At 61.6% G+C, this 17845-nt stretch carries 31 protein-coding genes; all 31 read right to left on the reverse strand.

The features are described from left to right. Positions 1-181: 181 nt before the first annotated feature. Complete coding sequence (locus tag AOP77_RS03500; RefSeq protein WP_062209416.1) at positions 182-1078, reverse strand: tRNA pseudouridine synthase A; 897 nt, start codon at positions 1076-1078, stop codon at positions 182-184. Between the two features lie 49 nt (positions 1079-1127). Next, positions 1128-1691, reverse strand: coding sequence for a 50S ribosomal protein L17 (gene rplQ, locus AOP77_RS03505; RefSeq protein WP_062209419.1), 564 nt, complete (start codon positions 1689-1691; stop codon positions 1128-1130). Between the two features lie 18 nt (positions 1692-1709). After that, the gene (locus AOP77_RS03510) at positions 1710-2702 is read right to left on the reverse strand and encodes a DNA-directed RNA polymerase subunit alpha (protein ID WP_061963600.1); all 993 of its coding nucleotides are present in this window, start codon (positions 2700-2702) and stop codon (positions 1710-1712) included. Positions 2703-2873: 171 nt separating this feature from the next. After that, positions 2874-3263: a 30S ribosomal protein S11 gene (gene rpsK, locus AOP77_RS03515; protein ID WP_061963598.1), complete on the reverse strand. Its 390-nt coding sequence runs from the start codon at positions 3261-3263 to the stop codon at positions 2874-2876. A 3-nt stretch (positions 3264-3266) separates the two neighbouring features. After that, a complete protein-coding gene (gene rpsM, locus AOP77_RS03520; protein ID WP_061963596.1) occupies positions 3267-3635 on the reverse strand; it encodes a 30S ribosomal protein S13 in 369 nt (122 codons plus the stop codon). 124 nt (positions 3636-3759) lie between these two features. Continuing rightward, positions 3760-3873 (reverse strand): 50S ribosomal protein L36, encoded by a 114-nt coding sequence (gene rpmJ, locus AOP77_RS03525; protein ID WP_062069916.1) that lies wholly within the window; start codon positions 3871-3873, stop codon positions 3760-3762. A 54-nt stretch (positions 3874-3927) separates the two neighbouring features. Then, positions 3928-4149, reverse strand: coding sequence for a translation initiation factor IF-1 (gene infA / locus AOP77_RS03530; RefSeq protein ID WP_061963594.1), 222 nt, complete (start codon positions 4147-4149; stop codon positions 3928-3930). A 125-nt stretch (positions 4150-4274) separates the two neighbouring features. Then, positions 4275-4592 (reverse strand): hypothetical protein, encoded by a 318-nt coding sequence (locus tag AOP77_RS03535; RefSeq protein WP_062209422.1) that lies wholly within the window; start codon positions 4590-4592, stop codon positions 4275-4277. A 997-nt stretch (positions 4593-5589) separates the two neighbouring features. Beyond that, complete coding sequence (locus AOP77_RS12610; protein ID WP_152649753.1) at positions 5590-6120, reverse strand: hypothetical protein; 531 nt, start codon at positions 6118-6120, stop codon at positions 5590-5592. Positions 6121-6234: 114 nt separating this feature from the next. Next, positions 6235-7047 (reverse strand): type I methionyl aminopeptidase, encoded by an 813-nt coding sequence (map, locus tag AOP77_RS03550; RefSeq protein WP_269078415.1) that lies wholly within the window; start codon positions 7045-7047, stop codon positions 6235-6237. Positions 7048-7056: 9 nt separating this feature from the next. Further along, entirely contained in the window at positions 7057-7623 is a 567-nt protein-coding gene (locus AOP77_RS03555) for an adenylate kinase (protein ID WP_062209431.1), read from the reverse strand. Continuing rightward, a complete protein-coding gene (gene secY / locus AOP77_RS03560) occupies positions 7623-8921 on the reverse strand; it encodes a preprotein translocase subunit SecY (protein WP_062209434.1) in 1299 nt (432 codons plus the stop codon). Before secY ends, AOP77_RS03555 begins: the two co-directional genes overlap by 1 nt. 82 nt (positions 8922-9003) lie before the next feature. Further along, positions 9004-9810 carry a 50S ribosomal protein L15 gene (gene rplO / locus AOP77_RS12070; RefSeq protein WP_084622250.1) on the reverse strand — a complete coding sequence of 269 codons (807 nt, stop codon included), beginning with the start codon at positions 9808-9810 and terminating at the stop codon, positions 9004-9006. Next, positions 9810-9992: a 50S ribosomal protein L30 gene (rpmD, locus tag AOP77_RS03570; protein WP_061963585.1), complete on the reverse strand. Its 183-nt coding sequence runs from the start codon at positions 9990-9992 to the stop codon at positions 9810-9812. The genes rplO and rpmD overlap by 1 nt, the downstream gene beginning before the upstream one ends. Further along, entirely contained in the window at positions 9989-10561 is a 573-nt protein-coding gene (gene rpsE / locus AOP77_RS03575) for a 30S ribosomal protein S5 (protein WP_061963583.1), read from the reverse strand. The genes rpmD and rpsE overlap by 4 nt, the downstream gene beginning before the upstream one ends. 28 nt (positions 10562-10589) lie before the next feature. Beyond that, the gene (gene rplR, locus AOP77_RS03580) at positions 10590-10961 is read right to left on the reverse strand and encodes a 50S ribosomal protein L18 (protein ID WP_061963581.1); all 372 of its coding nucleotides are present in this window, start codon (positions 10959-10961) and stop codon (positions 10590-10592) included. 3 nt (positions 10962-10964) lie between these two features. After that, the gene (rplF, locus tag AOP77_RS03585; RefSeq protein WP_062209447.1) at positions 10965-11501 is read right to left on the reverse strand and encodes a 50S ribosomal protein L6; all 537 of its coding nucleotides are present in this window, start codon (positions 11499-11501) and stop codon (positions 10965-10967) included. Positions 11502-11520: 19 nt separating this feature from the next. Continuing rightward, the gene (gene rpsH, locus AOP77_RS03590; protein WP_062209450.1) at positions 11521-11919 is read right to left on the reverse strand and encodes a 30S ribosomal protein S8; all 399 of its coding nucleotides are present in this window, start codon (positions 11917-11919) and stop codon (positions 11521-11523) included. 57 nt (positions 11920-11976) lie between these two features. Further along, the gene (locus tag AOP77_RS03595; RefSeq protein WP_061963574.1) at positions 11977-12162 is read right to left on the reverse strand and encodes a type Z 30S ribosomal protein S14; all 186 of its coding nucleotides are present in this window, start codon (positions 12160-12162) and stop codon (positions 11977-11979) included. Between the two features lie 2 nt (positions 12163-12164). After that, complete coding sequence (rplE, locus tag AOP77_RS03600; protein WP_062209453.1) at positions 12165-12725, reverse strand: 50S ribosomal protein L5; 561 nt, start codon at positions 12723-12725, stop codon at positions 12165-12167. Beyond that, complete coding sequence (rplX, locus tag AOP77_RS03605; protein ID WP_061963571.1) at positions 12725-13063, reverse strand: 50S ribosomal protein L24; 339 nt, start codon at positions 13061-13063, stop codon at positions 12725-12727. Before rplX ends, rplE begins: the two co-directional genes overlap by 1 nt. Next, positions 13063-13437 (reverse strand): 50S ribosomal protein L14, encoded by a 375-nt coding sequence (gene rplN, locus AOP77_RS03610; protein WP_061963570.1) that lies wholly within the window; start codon positions 13435-13437, stop codon positions 13063-13065. The genes rplX and rplN overlap by 1 nt, the downstream gene beginning before the upstream one ends. A 55-nt stretch (positions 13438-13492) precedes the next feature. Then, positions 13493-13780 carry a 30S ribosomal protein S17 gene (gene rpsQ, locus AOP77_RS03615; protein ID WP_061963568.1) on the reverse strand — a complete coding sequence of 96 codons (288 nt, stop codon included), beginning with the start codon at positions 13778-13780 and terminating at the stop codon, positions 13493-13495. A 2-nt stretch (positions 13781-13782) separates the two neighbouring features. Next, positions 13783-14034, reverse strand: a complete 252-nt coding sequence (rpmC, locus tag AOP77_RS03620) for a 50S ribosomal protein L29 (protein ID WP_061963566.1) — start codon at positions 14032-14034, stop codon at positions 13783-13785. After that, positions 14034-14453 carry a 50S ribosomal protein L16 gene (rplP, locus tag AOP77_RS03625; protein ID WP_061963564.1) on the reverse strand — a complete coding sequence of 140 codons (420 nt, stop codon included), beginning with the start codon at positions 14451-14453 and terminating at the stop codon, positions 14034-14036. Before rplP ends, rpmC begins: the two co-directional genes overlap by 1 nt. Next, on the reverse strand, positions 14453-15277 hold the full coding sequence (rpsC, locus tag AOP77_RS03630) for a 30S ribosomal protein S3 (RefSeq protein WP_062209456.1): 825 nt from the start codon (positions 15275-15277) through the stop codon (positions 14453-14455). The genes rplP and rpsC overlap by 1 nt, the downstream gene beginning before the upstream one ends. Next, positions 15277-15651: a 50S ribosomal protein L22 gene (rplV, locus tag AOP77_RS03635; RefSeq protein ID WP_061963560.1), complete on the reverse strand. Its 375-nt coding sequence runs from the start codon at positions 15649-15651 to the stop codon at positions 15277-15279. Before rplV ends, rpsC begins: the two co-directional genes overlap by 1 nt. A 32-nt stretch (positions 15652-15683) precedes the next feature. Next, the gene (gene rpsS, locus AOP77_RS03640; protein ID WP_061963558.1) at positions 15684-15962 is read right to left on the reverse strand and encodes a 30S ribosomal protein S19; all 279 of its coding nucleotides are present in this window, start codon (positions 15960-15962) and stop codon (positions 15684-15686) included. A 12-nt stretch (positions 15963-15974) separates the two neighbouring features. Next, on the reverse strand, positions 15975-16814 hold the full coding sequence (gene rplB / locus AOP77_RS03645) for a 50S ribosomal protein L2 (RefSeq protein ID WP_062209459.1): 840 nt from the start codon (positions 16812-16814) through the stop codon (positions 15975-15977). 19 nt (positions 16815-16833) lie between these two features. After that, a complete protein-coding gene (gene rplW, locus AOP77_RS03650) occupies positions 16834-17139 on the reverse strand; it encodes a 50S ribosomal protein L23 (RefSeq protein WP_061963554.1) in 306 nt (101 codons plus the stop codon). After that, positions 17136-17840: a 50S ribosomal protein L4 gene (rplD, locus tag AOP77_RS03655; RefSeq protein WP_062209462.1), complete on the reverse strand. Its 705-nt coding sequence runs from the start codon at positions 17838-17840 to the stop codon at positions 17136-17138. Before rplD ends, rplW begins: the two co-directional genes overlap by 4 nt. Between the last annotated feature and the right edge of the window lie 5 nt (positions 17841-17845).

Below are 17845 nucleotides of genomic sequence, written 5' to 3' on the forward strand. Positions count from 1 at the left end.
GGGATTACACCATTCCACGGGGAACGCACAACGAGGATCTATCATACCGGCACAATCCCGTAAGGGTCAATCTGAGTCGATTACACGTCCCGGCACGATCCCAACGAACTGCTGTCTAGTCGCCAAGTCTAGACGCTACTCACGACCCAAGAGCCCGCCCCCAAGCCGATGCTGCGGCTAGCTATTCAGCGGGAGCGTCGGCGGAATCTGCCACCTGACGGCGCCGGCGAGTCAACTGCGCGCGCGCGGCCATCTCGGCGGCGTCCGGGTACTCCACGTGCTCGAGCACCAGCCCGTGCGGCGGCACCACGGAGATTCCGGGAGAGCGCTCGCTGAAGTCGTCGTGCGACGCCAGCCACACCAGGTCACGTCGGCCGGAGCCCACGTCCTTCACCGCGCCCACTAGCGAGCGCACCATCGAGTGGCAGAAGGCGTCGGCCTCGAGCGTCGCCACCACAAGACCTTCATCGGGTCCCGACGTGGGTCGCTCCCACGAGAAGCGGTGTAGTTCGCGGATGGTGGTGGCGAATTCGCGTGGACGGCAATAGGGCGCAAAGTCCCGCAGGCCCGTCACGGTCAGCGCGCCCGCATTGAGGGCCTCGATGTCCAGAGATTTGCGGTTCCATAGGACGTGGCCTCGGCGGAGCGGATCGCGCGTTTCGAACCGGTCGCTAATGCGATACGAGTAGCGCCGTGCCACTGCAGAGAAGCGGGCGTCAAAGCCCTGCTGCGCGAGCGACACGCGCTTGACCACGACGTCCCGTGGCAGCACGCTCCACAGCTTGAAGCGGAGCGCGAGTTCCGGGTCCTTGACGCTGCGGTTCACGCAGCGCTCCCACGCCTCGCGGGGTATATCGAAGTGGGCGACCTGATTGCGGGCGTGCACGCCGGCATCGGTACGCCCGGCCACCGTGAGGCGGATCGCGCCCACGCGGCGAATTACCTGGGTGAGACCAGCCTCCATGACGCCCTGCACGGTGCGGAGGTCGGGCTGGGCGGCCCAGCCCTGAAACGCGCCTCCGTCGTAAGAAAAGTCAAGGCGGACCCTCACAACGTCACTGGAGTCCAGTTCGGTCATGAGAATCCGCCTTGTACGAGCGTGCGGCTAGTGCCACACGAATTCGTTGCTACTTCTCGGCGCCCTCAGCGGGAGCGTCTGCGTGCTCCGCTGCGATGTCCTCGACGGGAGCTGCGCCGTCCTCTGCGCCCTCGGCGGGAGCATCAGCGTGTGCAGCCTCAGGAGCGACGTCGTCGTCCTTCTTAGCGGCCTTCTTAGGAGCAGCCTTCTTGGTGGCCTTCTCGGCCTCCTTGGAGACAGCCTTCTTGGCCGGCGTACCGAACTCAACAAGCTCAATCACTGCGAGGGGAGCGTTGTCGCCCTTGCGGTAACCAACCTTGGTGATGCGGGTGTAGCCGCCCTCGCGGTCCGCGAAGCCGGGGCCAATCTCGGTGAACAGGGTGTGCACCACGGACTTGTCCGAGATGATTCCCATGACCTTACGACGCGACGCGAGGTCGCCACGCTTGGCGAACGTCACCAGACGCTCAGCGTGGGGCTGAACGCGCTTTGCCTTGGTGAGCGTGGTCGTGATGCGACCGTGCTCAAAGAGGCTCTGCGAAAGGTTGGCCAGCATGTGACGCTGGTGGGCCGGGCTGCCGCCTAGGCGGGCGCCCTTAGTGGGGGTAGGCATGTTGGATGTTCTCCTTGATTATTCTTCGCTGCCGGAGAAGTACACACCAGCCGCGGAGGTGCCGTCGTACTCGACGCCACCATCCTTGAGAGAGAAGTTCAGCTCAGCGAGCTTCTCCTTCACCTCGGTGATCGACTTCTGACCAAAGTTACGGATGTCCATGAGGTCGGTCTCACTGCGTGCAGTGAGCTCTCCCACGGTGTGAATGCCCTCGCGCTTGAGGCAGTTGTACGAGCGCTGGGTAAGGTTCAGCTCCTCGATGGGCTGGTTGTAGTCCTCTTCGAGCGACTCGTCGGTGTCCGACGGGCCAATCTCGATGCCCTCTGCCGCCTCGTTGAGGCCGCGTGCGAGCGAGAACAGTTCAACCAACGTCGAGCCGGCCGAGGCGAGCGCGTCACGTGCCGAGATGGAGTTTTTGGTCTCCACATCGATGATGAGCTCGTCAAAGTCGGTGCGCTGTGCAACACGAGTCGCAACCACGTTGTACGTCACCTTGAGAACGGGCGAGTAGATCGAGTCGACCGGGATCTGCCCGATCTCGGCGTCGTAGCTCTTGTTGAGAGCGGCGGGCACGTAGCCACGTCCACGCTCGACTGTGAGCTCGACCTCGAACTTTGCCTTTGCGTTCAGCGTGGCGATGTGTAGCTCGGGGTTGTGAATCTCAACACCAGCCGGAGGAGCGATGTCAGCGGCGGTCACGGCGCCAGCGCCGGACTTACGCAAATACATCACGACAGGCTCGTCGTTCTCCGAGGAGACGACCAGGTTCTTGAGATTGAGAAGGATCTCAGTGACGTCTTCCTTCACACCTTCGATGGTGGTGAATTCGTGAAGAACACCGTCAAAACGAACCGACGTTACTGCTGCGCCCGGAATGGACGACAGCAGCGTGCGACGGAGTGAGTTTCCGAGGGTATAGCCGAAGCCCGGCTCAAGCGGCTTGAGGGAGAACTGCGAACGGTTGTCCGAAATGACCTTTTCGGTCAGCGTAGGACGCTGTGCGATCAGCACGGTTCTTTCCTTTCCGAGCACCCGCTATTTGATGCTCGAGGTTCCTGCCGAGGATCTGTCTCGGTCAGGGTCAAAGTTCTGAAGTTGGAAGGTGAGGAAGGGGGCCGATGCTGTAGCAGCATCGGCTTCCCGGCCCTACGAGTGCGTAGGGGGTTACCCCCTACGCCACGACTAGTTGCGGCGACGCTTGGGCGGGCGGCAACCGTTGTGTGCCTGCGGGGTGACGTCCTTGATGGAAGTCACCTCGAGGCCGGCAGCCGTCAGCGAGCGGATTGCAGTGTCGCGGCCCGAACCCGGGCCCTTAACGAAGACGTCGACCTTGCTCATACCGGCATCCTGTGCGCGGCGAGCAGCGGCCTCGGCAGCCATCTGAGCGGCGTAAGGGGTTGACTTGCGTGAACCCTTGAAGCCAACCTGGCCTGACGACGACCACGACACGACGGCGCCCGAGGGGTCCGTGATGGAGATGATCGTGTTGTTGAAGGTCGACTTGATGTGAGCCTGACCGTGGGCAACTGTCTTCTTGATCTTCTTGCGCGGCTTGCGCGTGGGAGCGGCCATGGCTTACTTCTTCTTTCCGGCGACGGTCTTCTTGCGGCCCTTGCGGGTACGCGCATTGGTCTTAGTGCGCTGACCGCGCACGGGCATACCGCGACGGTGGCGGAGTCCCTGGTAGTTGCCAATCTCCACCTTGCGGCGGATGTCGGCTGCCGTCTCACGGCGGAGGTCACCCTCCACCATGAAGTTAGCTTCGATGTAGTCGCGCAGCGCAACCAGCTCGGCGTCGCCAGCATCCTTCACGCGCAGGTCTCCGCTCACGCCAGTGGCGGCGAGGATCTGCAGGGCGCGGGTGCGGCCGATGCCATAAATATAAGTAAGGGCGATCTCCATGCGCTTATCGCGCGGAAGGTCGACACCAACAATACGTGCCATTCTTCTACTCCATTAGTAGTCAGAGGTCTGACGCCTGGTCGCCCCGCTGTTCTTGTGCGGGTCTCGGCCTCTGAGCCGAGAGTTCCGTCCTAGGACGGTGACCAAACGCGGTCTTATTTTTTGTCTAGCCCTGACGCTGCTTGTGACGCAGGTTCTCGCAAATGACCATTACTCGGCCATTACGACGAATTACCTTGCACTTGTCGCAGATGGGCTTGACGCTGGGCTTAACCTTCATGGTTCTTTCCTTCGACGTCGGGGCGTTGACGTAACTTCACGCCAGCGACGACGATTACTTGTAGCGGTAAACGATACGGCCGCGGGACAGATCGTACGGGCTCAACTCCACCACCACGCGGTCCTCTGGGAGGATCCGAATGTAGTGCTGTCGCATCTTGCCTGAGATGTGGGCGAGGACGAGGTGGCCGTTGGTCAATTCCACTCGGAATGACGCGTTCGGCAATGCCTCGACCACGGAACCTTCGACCTCAATGACGCCGTCTTTCTTGGCCATAAACTCCGCTAACGTTGGTGGACAGTGCATCCGGGCGCGCAAAAACGCCCGACGAACAACTATACGGCATGCGGGAGCTCGACTCAACCGCAGAGCCCCATACCCCGGGGCAATCTGTTTTCGGATTAACGGAAACTGTTGCGAAGGCGCTGAACTGCCAGGTCCGCAACCCGTTGGTTACGGTGATCTCCCAAGTTCCGAATCACCGACGACGGCGTCTTGGAGTTCGCGATGACCGCTTCGAGCACTACAACCTGGTGATCATGGCCCAAGGAGATGAGGGCTCCCGCAGGGCAGTCGCTACGCGACGCGACCGCGGCTCGCACCTGCGGCTCGCGGCTGGTGGCTAGTGCCATGAGCTCTGGCCCAACGACCGAGGGGTCAAGGGCACGGAGGACGTCCTCGGACGCGCCACGTGTAGATGTGGATCCAATTGTCATCATTGCTCACCCTCTTCGGTCGACAATTGCATACTACGACTTTGGGTGCCACAAAACCGAATTTGTGTGAAAAAGCCGACATAGTAGACGCGCGCGCTTGTTGTCCAGGAGCCCAACTACGGCTTCATCGGCTCAGTGCGCCCGACGGGGAAGAAGACGGTTGGTGCCGGAGCCTGTATATCTTGATCGACTCGTACTGGGGGGATGGGTCGCGGAGCCAGCGTTCCATCCATCCGCGGCCGGGCCGGAGACGGACGAACGCTCGGAGGGCCCCCCCTCATGGCTCCAGCGGCCACTGCCCGTACGTCTTCTTTGCGGTGCTGTGCAAGGCGTTGCAGAAGGTCGTGCGGCGTGGCGTCATTTCGCGCAATCGCCTTAACGACGGTGACGTCTCTGTCCCCCATGAGGTGCTCCAATATGGCACGCGCGGTAGTGCTGTTGGCTGCCACCGACGCCCGCACCCCCGCTTTATGGTCGTGCGCCAGCGCTGCAAGTACTCCAAGCGGGCAGTCCGTGCGAGCCCCGATTGCCTCGCGAATTGCATTGCTCTTGGAGGTCGCGAGTTGCATCATTCGGGCTGTGGTGAGATTGGCGCCTATTGCCTCGTGCCACTCGGAGCTCGTTTCCCTCTGAACCGTGTACTCGCGACCGAGCGCCAGGCCCGAACTCGACATGAGCGCGCGCGACCACGATCCCGTGTCTGCCACCGCGCTCACCGTCCCTGGTTGTCCCGTAAACACTACGAGAGTGAAGTGAACCCCTGGTAAACGCCACATGGCAGCAAAGTGAAGACAATACTCATATCCGAGCTTGGTCGGGGGCATAGTCTGCGCCGTCGTGAATCGAGGCCAGGCCGTCACGTGAGGCACCGGCTCAGCTGGGGTGGGCATGGCAGCGGTCTCCCCCTGCGCGCTCGTCATGGAGGAAGGTACCGCCAGCGTCCTTCCTGGCACCTTCCACTACGTCGCAGGGAGTGCGCCCACGTTCGGACGCTCAGTGATCAAAAGGTCCGGAGTGGTCCTGCTGGCTCACCCGTGGAGTGACTCAGCTCGGCACCTCGCTCACCTTCCGCGGACGCTACCGGAATGAATGCGCGGTCACGAAGTTCAGGTGTGTGGACGTCTTCCACCACGGCCGATGCGTGGTCAGGCGAGTTCAATCGAGACGCCGCCGCACTTCTCACCGAGGACCTTCTATGGAGACTCAGATCCTCCAGCAGGTCCGGGCTCAGATTCGGGTTTGTGAGCAGACTGATGAGGACGTCGGGGCTGCGGTCTGCGCTCAAATACGCCATGACTGTCCTCGAAGCGATCGGGTTTGCCGCGACAGCGACCCTGACCGGAGCCGCGTGATCATGGGCGAGGGTGACTAGCATTCCTAGTGGGCAGTCCGCCCGCCCTGCCACAGCCTCACGAACCAGCTTGTTCGACGAGGCCCCGAGTTCGAGGAGTCGCTCCCGCGTCAGTTGCCCCGACGTCGCTTCAAGTACCTCGGGGCTTGCCCCCGGTGCATACGAAAAACCTCGTGCCATGACTACCCCCGCGCATCGTGGCGCTCCGGGATTCGAAGCCCCCTTGCACTTCACAATCTAGGCGCCGCCGATTGCAGGCACGTCGCCGCCGTGTAACAACTGGGTGTCGCAAGGCTACGGGATTGGCGTAGGTACTACGCCAAACTCGGCGAGACCGCCAGCACCGCCATCGGATGCCGTCAGAACCCAAATTCCTGCCTCATGAATGGCGATGGAGTGCTCCCAGTGTGCAGCTCGCGAGCCATCCGCGGAGATCACCGTCCAGTCATCGGCAAGGATGTTCGAATCTCCAGTCCCGATCACCAGCATCGGCTCAATCGCGAGGCACATGCCGGGACGGACCTTCACCCCGCGAGAGCGCGTGCGGTAATTGAGTACATCCGGCGGCTGGTGCATCGCAGTACCGATACCGTGTCCGACGTACCCTTCCAGCGGATACAGGCCCGCGGCGTCAGCCACATCCTCAACTGCCGCGGACACTTCTCCTAGGCGTGACGCCGTGGCAAGCGCCGCGATGCCGGCGAAGAGCGAGCGGCGCGTCTCCTCGACCAGTTCGATGTCTCGGTCGGACTTGGGTGTACCGACGATGAACGTCACTGCGCTATCCCCATGCCAACCATCGATGATGGCACCGCAATCGATCGAGATCACGTCACCATCCTCAATCACACGGGTGCCGGGGATGCCATGCACGACTTCGTCATTGATCGACACACAGCAAGACGCCGGAAAGCCGTGATAGCCAAGGAAATTGGAGGTGGCGCCACCCTCCGCAATTGCCTTCGCAGCTGCAGTGTCTACGTCAAATGTGCTGGCGCCCACGACCGCCGCAGCCTTCGCGGCAGCCAGCGCCTTCTCCACGACCAGGCCTGCCTGCGCCATCACGCGCATCTGCGCGGTCGTCTTGTACTCGATGTTGCCGCTCACGCGACGAATCTACTTGCCGTCGACGGCCGTGACCAGTCGGGAGGTGACATCATCGACGTCACCCATCCCGTCCACCTGCACCAGAAGGCCGTGACCCTCGTAGTACGCGGTCAGCGGCGCGGTCGAGGTCGAGTAGACCTCAAGACGCTTACGAATTACTGGCTCGGTGTCGTCCTCTCGGCCCTCAATCTCGGCGCGCTTGATCAGCCGCTTGGTGACCTCATCAAAGTCAGCGGTGATCTCAATCGCCGCATCGAGCTTGACATCGAGGTCACTGAGCATGGTGTCCAGCTCCACCGCCTGGTCAGGGTTGCGCGGGTAGCCATCAAGGAGAAAGCCTGCGTGAACGTCATCCTGCGCGAGGCGATCGCGAACCATTGCGTTGGTCACCTCGTCGGGCACGAGCGCCCCTGCGGACATGTACTCCTGCGCCTTGCGGCCAAGCGCGGTCTTGCCCTTGACGTTGGCACGGAAGATGTCGCCCGTAGAGATTGCCGGAATGCCAAGGCGATCCGCAAGACGTGCTGCCTGCGTGCCCTTTCCAGCGCCTGGAGGACCTAAGAGAACTGCCCGCATTACTTAAGGAACCCTTCGTAGTGACGCTGCTCGAGCTGCGACTGGATGCGCTTGACCGTGTCGAGTCCGACACCCACCAGAATCAGAACCGACGCCCCGCCGAACGGGATGTTGGTATTGAGCCCAAGCGCCACGAACATGATCGTGGGGATCAGCGCAACTATCGCTAGATACAGCGAGCCGGCCGCGGTGATGCGCGAGAGAACGTAGCTGAGGAACTCTGCCGTCGGCTTTCCGGGCCGAATGCCCGGCACGAAGCCACCGTACTTCTTCATGTTGTCCGCGACCTCGTCCGGGTTGAACGTGATGGCAGTGTAGAAGTACGCAAAGAAAATGATCAACAGTGCGTAAAGCGCGATGTTCAACGGCTGTCCCGGGTCCGCGACATGGTCGCGCAACCAGATCACCCAGTCCGAGGGGGTGTCACCCGAGAACTGCACAATCACTGTGGGAAGCGTCAGCAAGGATGACGCGAAGATCACGGGGATCACTCCGGCCATGTTGATCTTCAACGGGATGTACGTCGAGGATCCACCGAGCATCTTGCGGCCCACCATGCGCTTGGCATACTGAACGGGGATACGACGCTGTGATTGCTCCACGTAAACGACCGCCGCGATCACGATGCCCACCATGATCGCCACGATGATCGTGTTCTGTACTCCATTGGTGGAGTTCCAGATGCTGCTCACCGCACCGGGGAACGAGGCTGCGATAGAGGTGAAGATCAGTAGCGACATTCCGTTACCGATGCCGCGCTCAGTGATGCGCTCACCGAGCCACATCACCAGCACCGTACCAGCGGTCATGGTCAACACCATCATGGTGATGATCTGCCACGACTCGTTGGGGATGATCGGCAGTGCGCAGCCGGGGAAGAATACGTCGTTTCTTGCGAGTGTGACGTAGGAGGCGGACTGCAGCGCGGCGAAACCAACAGTGATGTAGCGCGTGTACTGCGTCAGCTTGGCCTGACCCTCAGCGCCCTCCTTGTGCAAAGACTCGAAGTGGGGAATCAGCACCCGTAGCAGCTGCACAATGATCGACGCCGTGATGTAGGGCATGATGCCCAGCGCGAAGATTGAAAGTTGAAGTAGCGCCCCGCCTGAGAAGAGGTTCAGAATCGCGAATGCGCTGTTAGTAGTCGTCGAGTCAATGCACGTCTGCACATTGCCGTAGTCGACTCCGGGGGTGGGGATGGACACACCCAGCCGGTAGATAGCAAGAATGCCCAGCGTGAAGAGAATCTTCTTCCGCAGGTCAGGAGTGCGGAACGCGCTCAAGAAACCACTCAGCATGAATCCTCCACAAATGTTGGGCTAGGAAATACGAAGAAAGTCGAAGCGGGCCCGCTCACGTGGAGCGGGCCCAGCCTCGACTCTAGCCCTCGTTGACCGAACCGCCAGCGGCTTCGATCTTGGTCTTCGCGGACTGCGAAACCTTTTCTACGTCGACAATGTTCACCTTAACGGAGATATCGCCTTCGCCCAGCACCTTAACGGGCTGGTTTTTACGCACTGCGCCTGCATCGACGAGGTCCGCCTTGGTGATCTTGCCACCCTTGGGGAACAACTCGGCGATCTGGTCCACGTTCACGACCTGGTAATAGATCTTGAACGGGCTACGGAATCCACGCAGCTTCGGGATACGCATGTGGATGGGCGTCTGACCACCCTCGAAGCGCTCGGGCACCTGGTAACGCGCGCCCGTACCCTTGGTACCACGACCCGCAGTCTTACCGCGCTTACCGCCCTCACCGCGACCAACGCGGATCTTGCGCTTGTGCGAGCCATCTGCGGGACGCAGGTGGTGCATCTTGAGCGTGGAGACCTTTTCCGCCGCGGCCTCGGCCTTAGCGTCGGCAGCCTTCTTAGCAGCAGGCTTCTCCGCCGTCTTCGAAGCCGATGCCTTAGCAGGCGCCTTCTTCTCAGCGGCAGGCTTGTCTGCCTTAGAAGCGGTCGCCTTCTTGGCGGCCGGCTTCTTCTCAGCAGCAGGCTTGTCTGCCTTAGAAGCGGTCGCCTTCTTGGCGGCCGGCTTCTTGGTAGCAGCTGCCTTCGCAGGTGCCTTCTTTGCAGCGGGCTTGTCCGCAGCGGCCTTAGAAGCCGCAGGCTTCTTGGCAGCAGCAGTCTTAGCCGCAGGCTTCTTTGTCGCTTCAGCCTTGTCGGCCGGCTTCTTTTCGTCAGCCATTAGTCAACCTCCTCCACGGTGACCAAGTGGCGCACCGCTACGACCATGCCGCGAATTTCCGGCCGGTCTTCCTTTACGACAGTGTCGCCGATGCGCTTGAGGCCCAGCGAACGAAGCGTCTCACGGTGCTGCGGCTTAGTGCCGATTCCCGAACGCTTCTGAGTGACCTGAAGACGAGTCATGACTTAGCCCCCGCTGCCTGTGCACGCAGCATTGCTGCCGGTGCAACATCCTCAACTGCCTTGCCACGACGTGCGGCGACAGCCTCGGGACGCTCGAGGCGCTTCAACGCGTCCACAGTTGCATGGACGATGTTGATCGCGTTCGAGGAACCGAGCGACTTGGACAGAACGTCGTGGATTCCGGCGCACTCGAGTACTGCACGCACAGGTCCACCCGCGATTACACCGGTACCCGGCGATGCCGGACGGAGGAACACCACACCAGCGGCGGCCTCTCCCTGTACCTGGTGAGGAATGGTGCCCTGAATGCGAGGTACGCGGAAGAACGCGCGCTTCGCCTCTTCGACACCCTTGGAGATCGCAGCAGGCACTTCCTTGGCCTTGCCGTAACCCACGCCGACGTTACCTTCGCCGTCGCCAACGACCACGAGGGCGGTGAAGCTAAAGCGACGTCCACCCTTCACGACCTTGGAGACGCGGTTAATGGTGACGACGCGCTCAATGAACTTGTTATCCGGCTCATTGCCACGACGGTTGTTGTCGCGGCGGCCGCTGTTTTGTTCAGCCATCAAATTTCCTTAAATGTTGTGGTCCCGGCTACAGAGCCAGGCCACCCTCTCGGGCGCCGTCTGCAACCGCGGCAACGCGGCCGTGGTACTGGTTTCCGCCACGGTCGAACACCACAGTGTCGATGCCGGCAGCCTTGGCACGGTCAGCGACAAGCTGTCCGACCTTGGTTGCCTTAGCGGTCTTGTCGCCATCCAGTGAACGGACATCGGCCTCGAGGGACGATGCCGACACCAGGGTCTTGCCGACGGTGTCGTCGACAATCTGGGCGACCATGTGGCGCGAGGAGCGCGTCACCACGAGGCGGGGACGAGCAGTCGTGCCGGAAATCTTCTTGCGCAGGCGGAAGTGGCGGCGCTTACGCTGAACCGCTTTGCCCTTGCCCTTAATTGCAATACCCATGGCTTACTTACCCGTCTTTCCGGCCTTGCGGCGAACCTGCTCGCCGGCATAGCGGACTCCCTTGCCCTTGTACGGCTCAGGCTTGCGAATCTTGCGAATGTTGGCGGCGACCTCGCCCACCTGCTGCTTGTCAATGCCAGCCACCGAGAACTTGGTGGGGCCTTCGACTGCAAAGGTGATGCCGTCAGGTGCCGGAACGTTAACTGGGTGCGAGAAACCGAGCGCAAACTCGAGGTCCTTGCCCTTGAGAGCAACGCGGTAACCGGTACCGACAATCTCGAGCTTCTTCTCGTAGCCCTCGGTTACGCCGGTCACCATGTTGGCGATCAGCGTACGAGTCAGGCCGTGAAGCGACTTTGAGATGCGCTCGTCGTTGGGGCGGTTAACAGCGATACCGTCGTCACCCTTCTCGACCGTGATGGGCTTCTTGACGTTTAGGTTCAGGGTTCCCTTGGGTCCCTTGACCGTGACGGCAGAGCCTTCGATGTTTACATCCACTCCGGCGGGAACCGGAACGGCGATTTTGCCAATGCGTGACATTAGTTGATTACCTTTCCAGTTACCAGACGAACGCGACGACTTCGCCGCCGACGCCCTTCTTTTCTGCCTGACGGTCTGTGAGCAGACCGGAGGACGTGGACAGGATCGCGACACCAAGTCCGCCGAGAACCTTAGGAAGGTTCGTCGACTTCGCGTAAACGCGCAGACCGGGCTTCGACACGCGGCGCAAGCCGGCAAGCGAACGCTCGCGGTTGGGGCCGTACTTCAGCGTGAGCGTGAGCGTCTTGCCCACCTCAGCATCGGTTACCTGTGAACCGGTGATGTATCCCTCGTCCTCAAGCATCGCGGCGATGTTTGCCTTGAGCTTGGAGTGGGGCATCGACACGGTTGCGTGGTAAGCCGAGTTTGCGTTGCGCAGACGCGTGAGCATGTCTGCGATTGGGTCAGTCATTGTCATGAGTGTTTCACTCTTCCTCGTCGTGGTTTCCGCGCCAGCGGACCTGCGGCGTAGTAGTTACCAGCTGCTCTTGGTGATTCCGGGAAGCTCACCTGCGTGAGCCATCTCGCGGAAGCAAATGCGGCAGAGGCCGAACTTACGGTAGACGGAGTGCGGACGTCCGCACTTCTGGCATCGGGTGTAGGCGCGCACCGCAAACTTCTGCTTGCCGGCCGCCTTGTTCTTCAGCGCAGTCTTGGCCATTTTTACTTCTCCTTGAAGGGGAAGCCCAGCTGCTTCAGCAGCGAGCGGCCCTCGGCATCGGTCGACGCGGTCGTGACGATGGTGATGTCCATGCCTCGCACGCGGTCGATCTTGTCCTGGTCGATCTCGTGGAACATTGACTGCTCCGTGAGGCCGAACGTGTAGTTGCCGTTGCCGTCGAACTGCTTGGGGCTGAGGCCCCGGAAGTCGCGGATACGGGGAAGCGCGGTGGACAGCAGGCGGTCGAGGAACTCCCACATACGGTCGCCACGCAGTGTGACGTGAGCGCCGATCTCCTGGCCCTCGCGCAACTTGAACTGGGCGATGGACTTCCTCGCCTTGGTGACCTGCGGCTTCTGGCCAGTGATGGCCGTCAAGTCCGTGATCGCACCAGTGATGAGCTTAGAGTCCTTCGCAGCCTCACCAACACCCATGTTGACGACGACCTTGGTAAGGCCTGCAACCTGGTTGATGTTGGAGTGAGCGAACTCCTCCTGAAGGCTCGACACAATGTTCTCGCGGTACTTGACCTTGAGACGCGGCATCGTAGTTTCGGTAGCCATTAGACGTCCTTACCGGAACGCTTGGCGACGCGCACACGCTGGGTGCGCTTGCGGCCATCACGCTCGACTTCTTCGGAACGGTAACCCACGCGGGTTCCCTTCTTGGTCTCGGGGTCAACCAACATGACGTTCGAGATGTGTAGCGGCGCCTCGACTGAGACGATGCCACCCTCCTGGTTGTCACGGCTCGTGCCGGGCTTGACGTGCTTCGTCACACGCTGCACACCTTCCACGATCACGCGGTCGGTCTCGGTGTTCACCGAGAGCACGCGCCCCTGCTGACCGCGGTCACGGCCGGCGATGACGACAACGAGGTCGCCCTTCTTGATCTTCGCCATTAGATGACCTCCGGTGCCAATGAAATGATCTTCATGAACTTCTTGTCGCGCAGCTCGCGGCCCACCGGGCCGAAGATGCGGGTTCCACGAGGGTCAGTGCTCTCGGATCCCTTGAGGATCACGGCAGCGTTCTCGTCGAACTTGATGTAGGAACCGTCGGGACGGCGGCGCTCCTTGGTGGTGCGCACGATGACGGCCTTAACCACATCGCCCTTCTTGACGTTTCCGCCGGGAATTGCGTCCTTGACGGTAGCAACGATGGTGTCACCGATGCCTGCGTAGCGGCGCTTAGAGCCACCGAGCACACGGATGCAAAGGATTTCCTTGGCACCGGTGTTGTCGGCGACGCGAAGTCGCGACTCCTGCTGAATCATGTCTGTCTCCTGTCGTCTGGTTCTCGCGCGTCAGCACGAGCCTGGTCGAACGTAGTTACTTGGCCTTTTCGACGATTTCGACCAGGCGCCACCGCTTTGAAGCGGAAAGCGGGCGGGTCTCCATCACCACAACGAGGTCGCCGATGCCGGCCGTGTTGGCCTCATCGTGCGCCTTGAGCTTGCTGCTCTGACGAAGAACCTTGCCGTAGAGAGGGTGCTTGACGCGCTCCTCAACCTCGACGGTAATCGTCTTGTCCATCTTGTCTGACGTGACGTAGCCACGGCGCGTCTTGCGGAACGCGCGGTGGTCTTCCGTCGCTGTCGTGTGCTTTTCAGTCGACATAGTTACTTTCCTTCTTCGGACTTGGCCGCGGGAGCGGTCCGAATCCCGAGCTCACGCTCGCGCAGAATCGTGTAGATACGGGCGATGTCACGCTTAACCGCCTTGAGGCGACCGTGGTTCTCGAGCTGGCCGGTGGCCGACTGGAAGCGCAGGTTGAACAGCTCTTCCTTCGACTTCTTGAGCTCCTCGAGCAAGCGCTCGTTCTCCATCGCGTCCAGCTCGCTAGGTGCGAGGTCCTTGGTACCGATAGCCATTAGATGTCACCACCCTCACGGGTCACAAAGCGGGTCTTCATGGGCAGCTTGTGCTGCGCGCGGCTAAGTGCCTCGCGAGCCAGCTTTTCATCAACGCCGGCGAGCTCAAAGAGCACGCGACCCGGCTTGATGTTGGCGATCCACCACTCGGTCGAACCCTTACCGGAACCCATGCGGACTTCGGCAGGCTTCTTGGTCAGCGGACGGTCGGGGTAGACGTTGATCCACACCTTTCCACCACGCTTGATGTGACGGGTCATTGCGATACGAGCGGCCTCGATCTGACGGTTCGTCAGGTACGCAGGCTCGATTGCCTGGATGCCATAGTCACCAAACGACACCTCGGTGCCGCCAGTGGCGTGCCCCGAACGACCGGGGTGGTGCTGCTTGCGGTGCTTAACACGACGAGGGATAAGCATTACTTGCCTTCCTTCCCAGCGTCGGCCTTGGGAGCCTCTGCTGCGGCGGGCGCGTCAGCCTTGGGGGCATCGGCGGCTGAGCGCGGGGCGCCACCATCACGACGCGGGGGACGTGAACCGGTGGGACGGTCGCCACGACCGCGCTGGGGACGAGGAGCCTTGGCCTGCTCGGCAGCCCACTCCTTTTCGGTCATGTCGCCCTTGTAGATCCAGACCTTGACGCCGATGATGCCGAACGTGGTCTTGGACTCAAAGAAGCCGTAGTCGATGTTCGCGCGGAGGGTGTGCAGGGGCACACGGCCTTCACGGTAGAACTCCGAGCGGGACATTTCAGCACCACCAAGACGACCCGAGCACTGGACACGGATGCCCTTAGCGCCGGCGCGCATCGATGACTGCATGCCCTTGCGCATGGCACGGCGGAACGAGACTCGCGATGCGAGCTGCTCTGCGATGCCCTGAGCGACGAGCTGAGCGTCCATCTCGGCGTTCTTGACCTCGAGAATGTTGAGCTGCACCTGCTTGCCGGTGAGCTTCTCCAGGTTGGAACGAAGCTTGTCAGCCTCGGCGCCGCGGCGACCGATGACAATTCCGGGGCGGGCGGTGTGGAGGTCCACACGCACACGCTCACGGGTGCGCTCGATCTCGACCTTGGACACGCCTGCGCGCTCCAAGCCCTTGCTCATGAGCTCGCGGATTTTGACATCCTCGCCCACGTAGTCGCGGTAGCGCTCGCCCTTCTTGGTCGAGTCTGCGAACCAGCGCGAACGGTGGTCGGTCGTAATACCCAGGCGGTAGCCGTGCGGGTTAACCTTCTGACCCATTAGTTGGCCCCTTCCTTAACGGCGCCCTGACGGGTAGCCACGGTTACCTTGAGGTGGCTCGTCCGCTTCAGGATGCGGTTGGCACGACCCTGTGCGCGCGGCATGATGCGCTTCATGGTCGGACCCTCGTCCACGGTGATTGCCTTGATATACAACTCGTTCTCGTCGAAACGCTCGCCGGCCTTGTCGGCTGCAACGCGTGCGTTGGCGATTGCCGACGAGATCAGCTTGCGGACGTCCTCGGACACGGCCTGTGGCTGGAACTTCAGCGAGGCAACAGCCTCGACAGCGTTCTTTCCACGAACCAGGTTCACGACGCGGCGAGCCTTCTGAGCGGTGACGCGAACATATCGCGTTTGCGCATTGGCTTCCATCTCTAAACTCCTCTTACCTTCGCTCGGGCGCCTTAGCGGCGGCCCTTGCGGTCGTCCTTGATGTGGCCCCTGAACGTGCGGGTAGGTGCAAACTCACCGAGCTTGTGTCCCACCATCGACTCCGTCACGAACACAGGAATGTGCTTGCGACCGTCGTGCACTGCAAAGGTGTGTCCCAGGAAATCGGGCGTGATCACGCTACGGCGTGACCAGGTCTTGATGACGGTCTTCGTTCCGGCCTCGTTCTGGGCGTCCACCTTTTTCTGCAGGTGGTCGTCGACGAAGGGGCCCTTCTTCAGACTGCGTGGCATAAGTCAGGCTCCTTAACGCTTGTTCTTGCCAGAGGTACGGCGGCGGACGATGAGCTTGTCGCTCTCCTTGGACTTCTTGCGGGTGCGACCCTCGGCCTTGCCCCAAGGGCTCACCGGGTGACGTCCACCAGAAGTCTTACCCTCACCACCACCGTGCGGGTGGTCAACCGGGTTCATGACGACACCACGAACGGTCGGGCGCTTGCCCTTCCAGCGCATGCGGCCGGCCTTGCCCCAGTTGATGTTCGACTGCTCGGCGTTGCCGACTTCGCCGATCGAGGCGCGGCAGCGTGCATCCACGTTGCGGATCTCACCGGAGGGCATACGCAACTGGGCGTACACGCCATCCTTGGCAACGAGACGAACCGAGGCACCCGCGGAGCGAGCAATCTTGGCTCCCCCACCGGGCTTGAGCTCGATCGCGTGGATCACGGTACCGACGGGGATGTTACGCAGCGGCAGGTTGTTGCCCGGCTTGATGTCGGCGCCAGCGCCAGCCTCAATTGGGTCACCCTGACGGAGCTTCTCGGGGGCAATGATGTAACGCTTCTCGCCGTCTGCGTAGTGCAGCAACGCGATGCGGGCGGTCCGGTTGGGGTCGTACTCGATGTGAGCAACCTTCGCGGGGACGCCGTCCTTGTCGTGACGACGGAAGTCGATCACGCGGTAGGCACGCTTGTGGCCACCACCCTGGTGACGGGTGGTGATGCGACCGGTGTTGTTACGGCCACCCTTCTTGTGAAGGGGGCGGACCAGCGACTTCTCGGGCTCGGAACGAGTCACCTCAACGAAGTCGGCAACAGACGAGCCACGACGGCCCGGAGTTGTCGGCTTGTACTTACGAATAGCCATGAGTGATTCCTGTCCTTACCTAGCCGACCTGGCCGGAGAAGATGTCGAGAGCCTCGCCGCCACCAACGGTGACGATTGCGCGCTTGACATCTTTACGCTTGCCAAGGCCGAAGCGCGTGCGGCGCGTCTTGCCCTTGCGGTTAATGGTGTTGACCGACGACACCTTCACACCGAAGATCTGCTCTACGGCAATCTTGATCTCGGTCTTGTTGGCGCGGGGGTCCACCTCAAAGGTGTACTTACCCTGATCCATGAGCGAGTAGCTCTTCTCCGACACGATGGGTCGGATGAGGATGTCGCGGGGGTTCTTGTTCAGGTGGCTCACTTGGTCTCCTCCGCCTGGGTAGCGGCTGCCTCGGACTCGGTCGCAACGGCCTTAGCCGATGCTCCCTTGGCGGGGCCTGCGAGGAACGCGTCGAGCGCAGCTGCCGTGAACACGATGTCATCGTTGATCAGCACGTCGTACGTGTTGAGCTGGCCGACTGAAACCACGTGGGTGTCGGGCGCATTGCGCAACGACTTCCAGGCGAGCTCGTCAGTCCGCTCGAGCACGATGAGTGCGCGGCGTCCGGCCGTCACCGCAGCGATTGCGGCGATAGCGTTCTTGGTCGAGGGTGCGTCGCCGGAGACGACGCTCTTGAGGACGTGCACGCGGTCGGCGCGAGCCCGGTCGGACAGGGCACCGCGAAGTGCAGCGGCCTTCATCTTCTTGGGCGTGCGCTGCGAGTAGTCGCGCGGCTGCGGTCCGTGGACGATGCCACCGCCAGCAAACTGAGGTGCACGGATCGAGCCCTGACGAGCGCGACCGGTTCCCTTCTGCTTGTAAGGCTTGCGGCCACCACCGGATACCTGTGCACGCGTCTTAGTTGCGTGCGTACCCTGGCGAGCTGCGGCGCGCTGAGCGACGACAACCTGGTGGATCAGCGGGACGTTCGTGACGACGTCGAAGACCTCGGCGGGAAGCTCGGCGGTGCCGGCCTTCTTGCCCTTCGCGTCGACGACGTCGACAGTCTGAGTGTTGGTCATTTGAG

Origin of the sequence: Demequina oxidasica, assembly GCF_000975115.1 — a bacterium.
In the GTDB taxonomy this organism is placed as follows: Bacteria; Actinomycetota; Actinomycetes; order Actinomycetales; family Demequinaceae; genus Demequina; species Demequina oxidasica.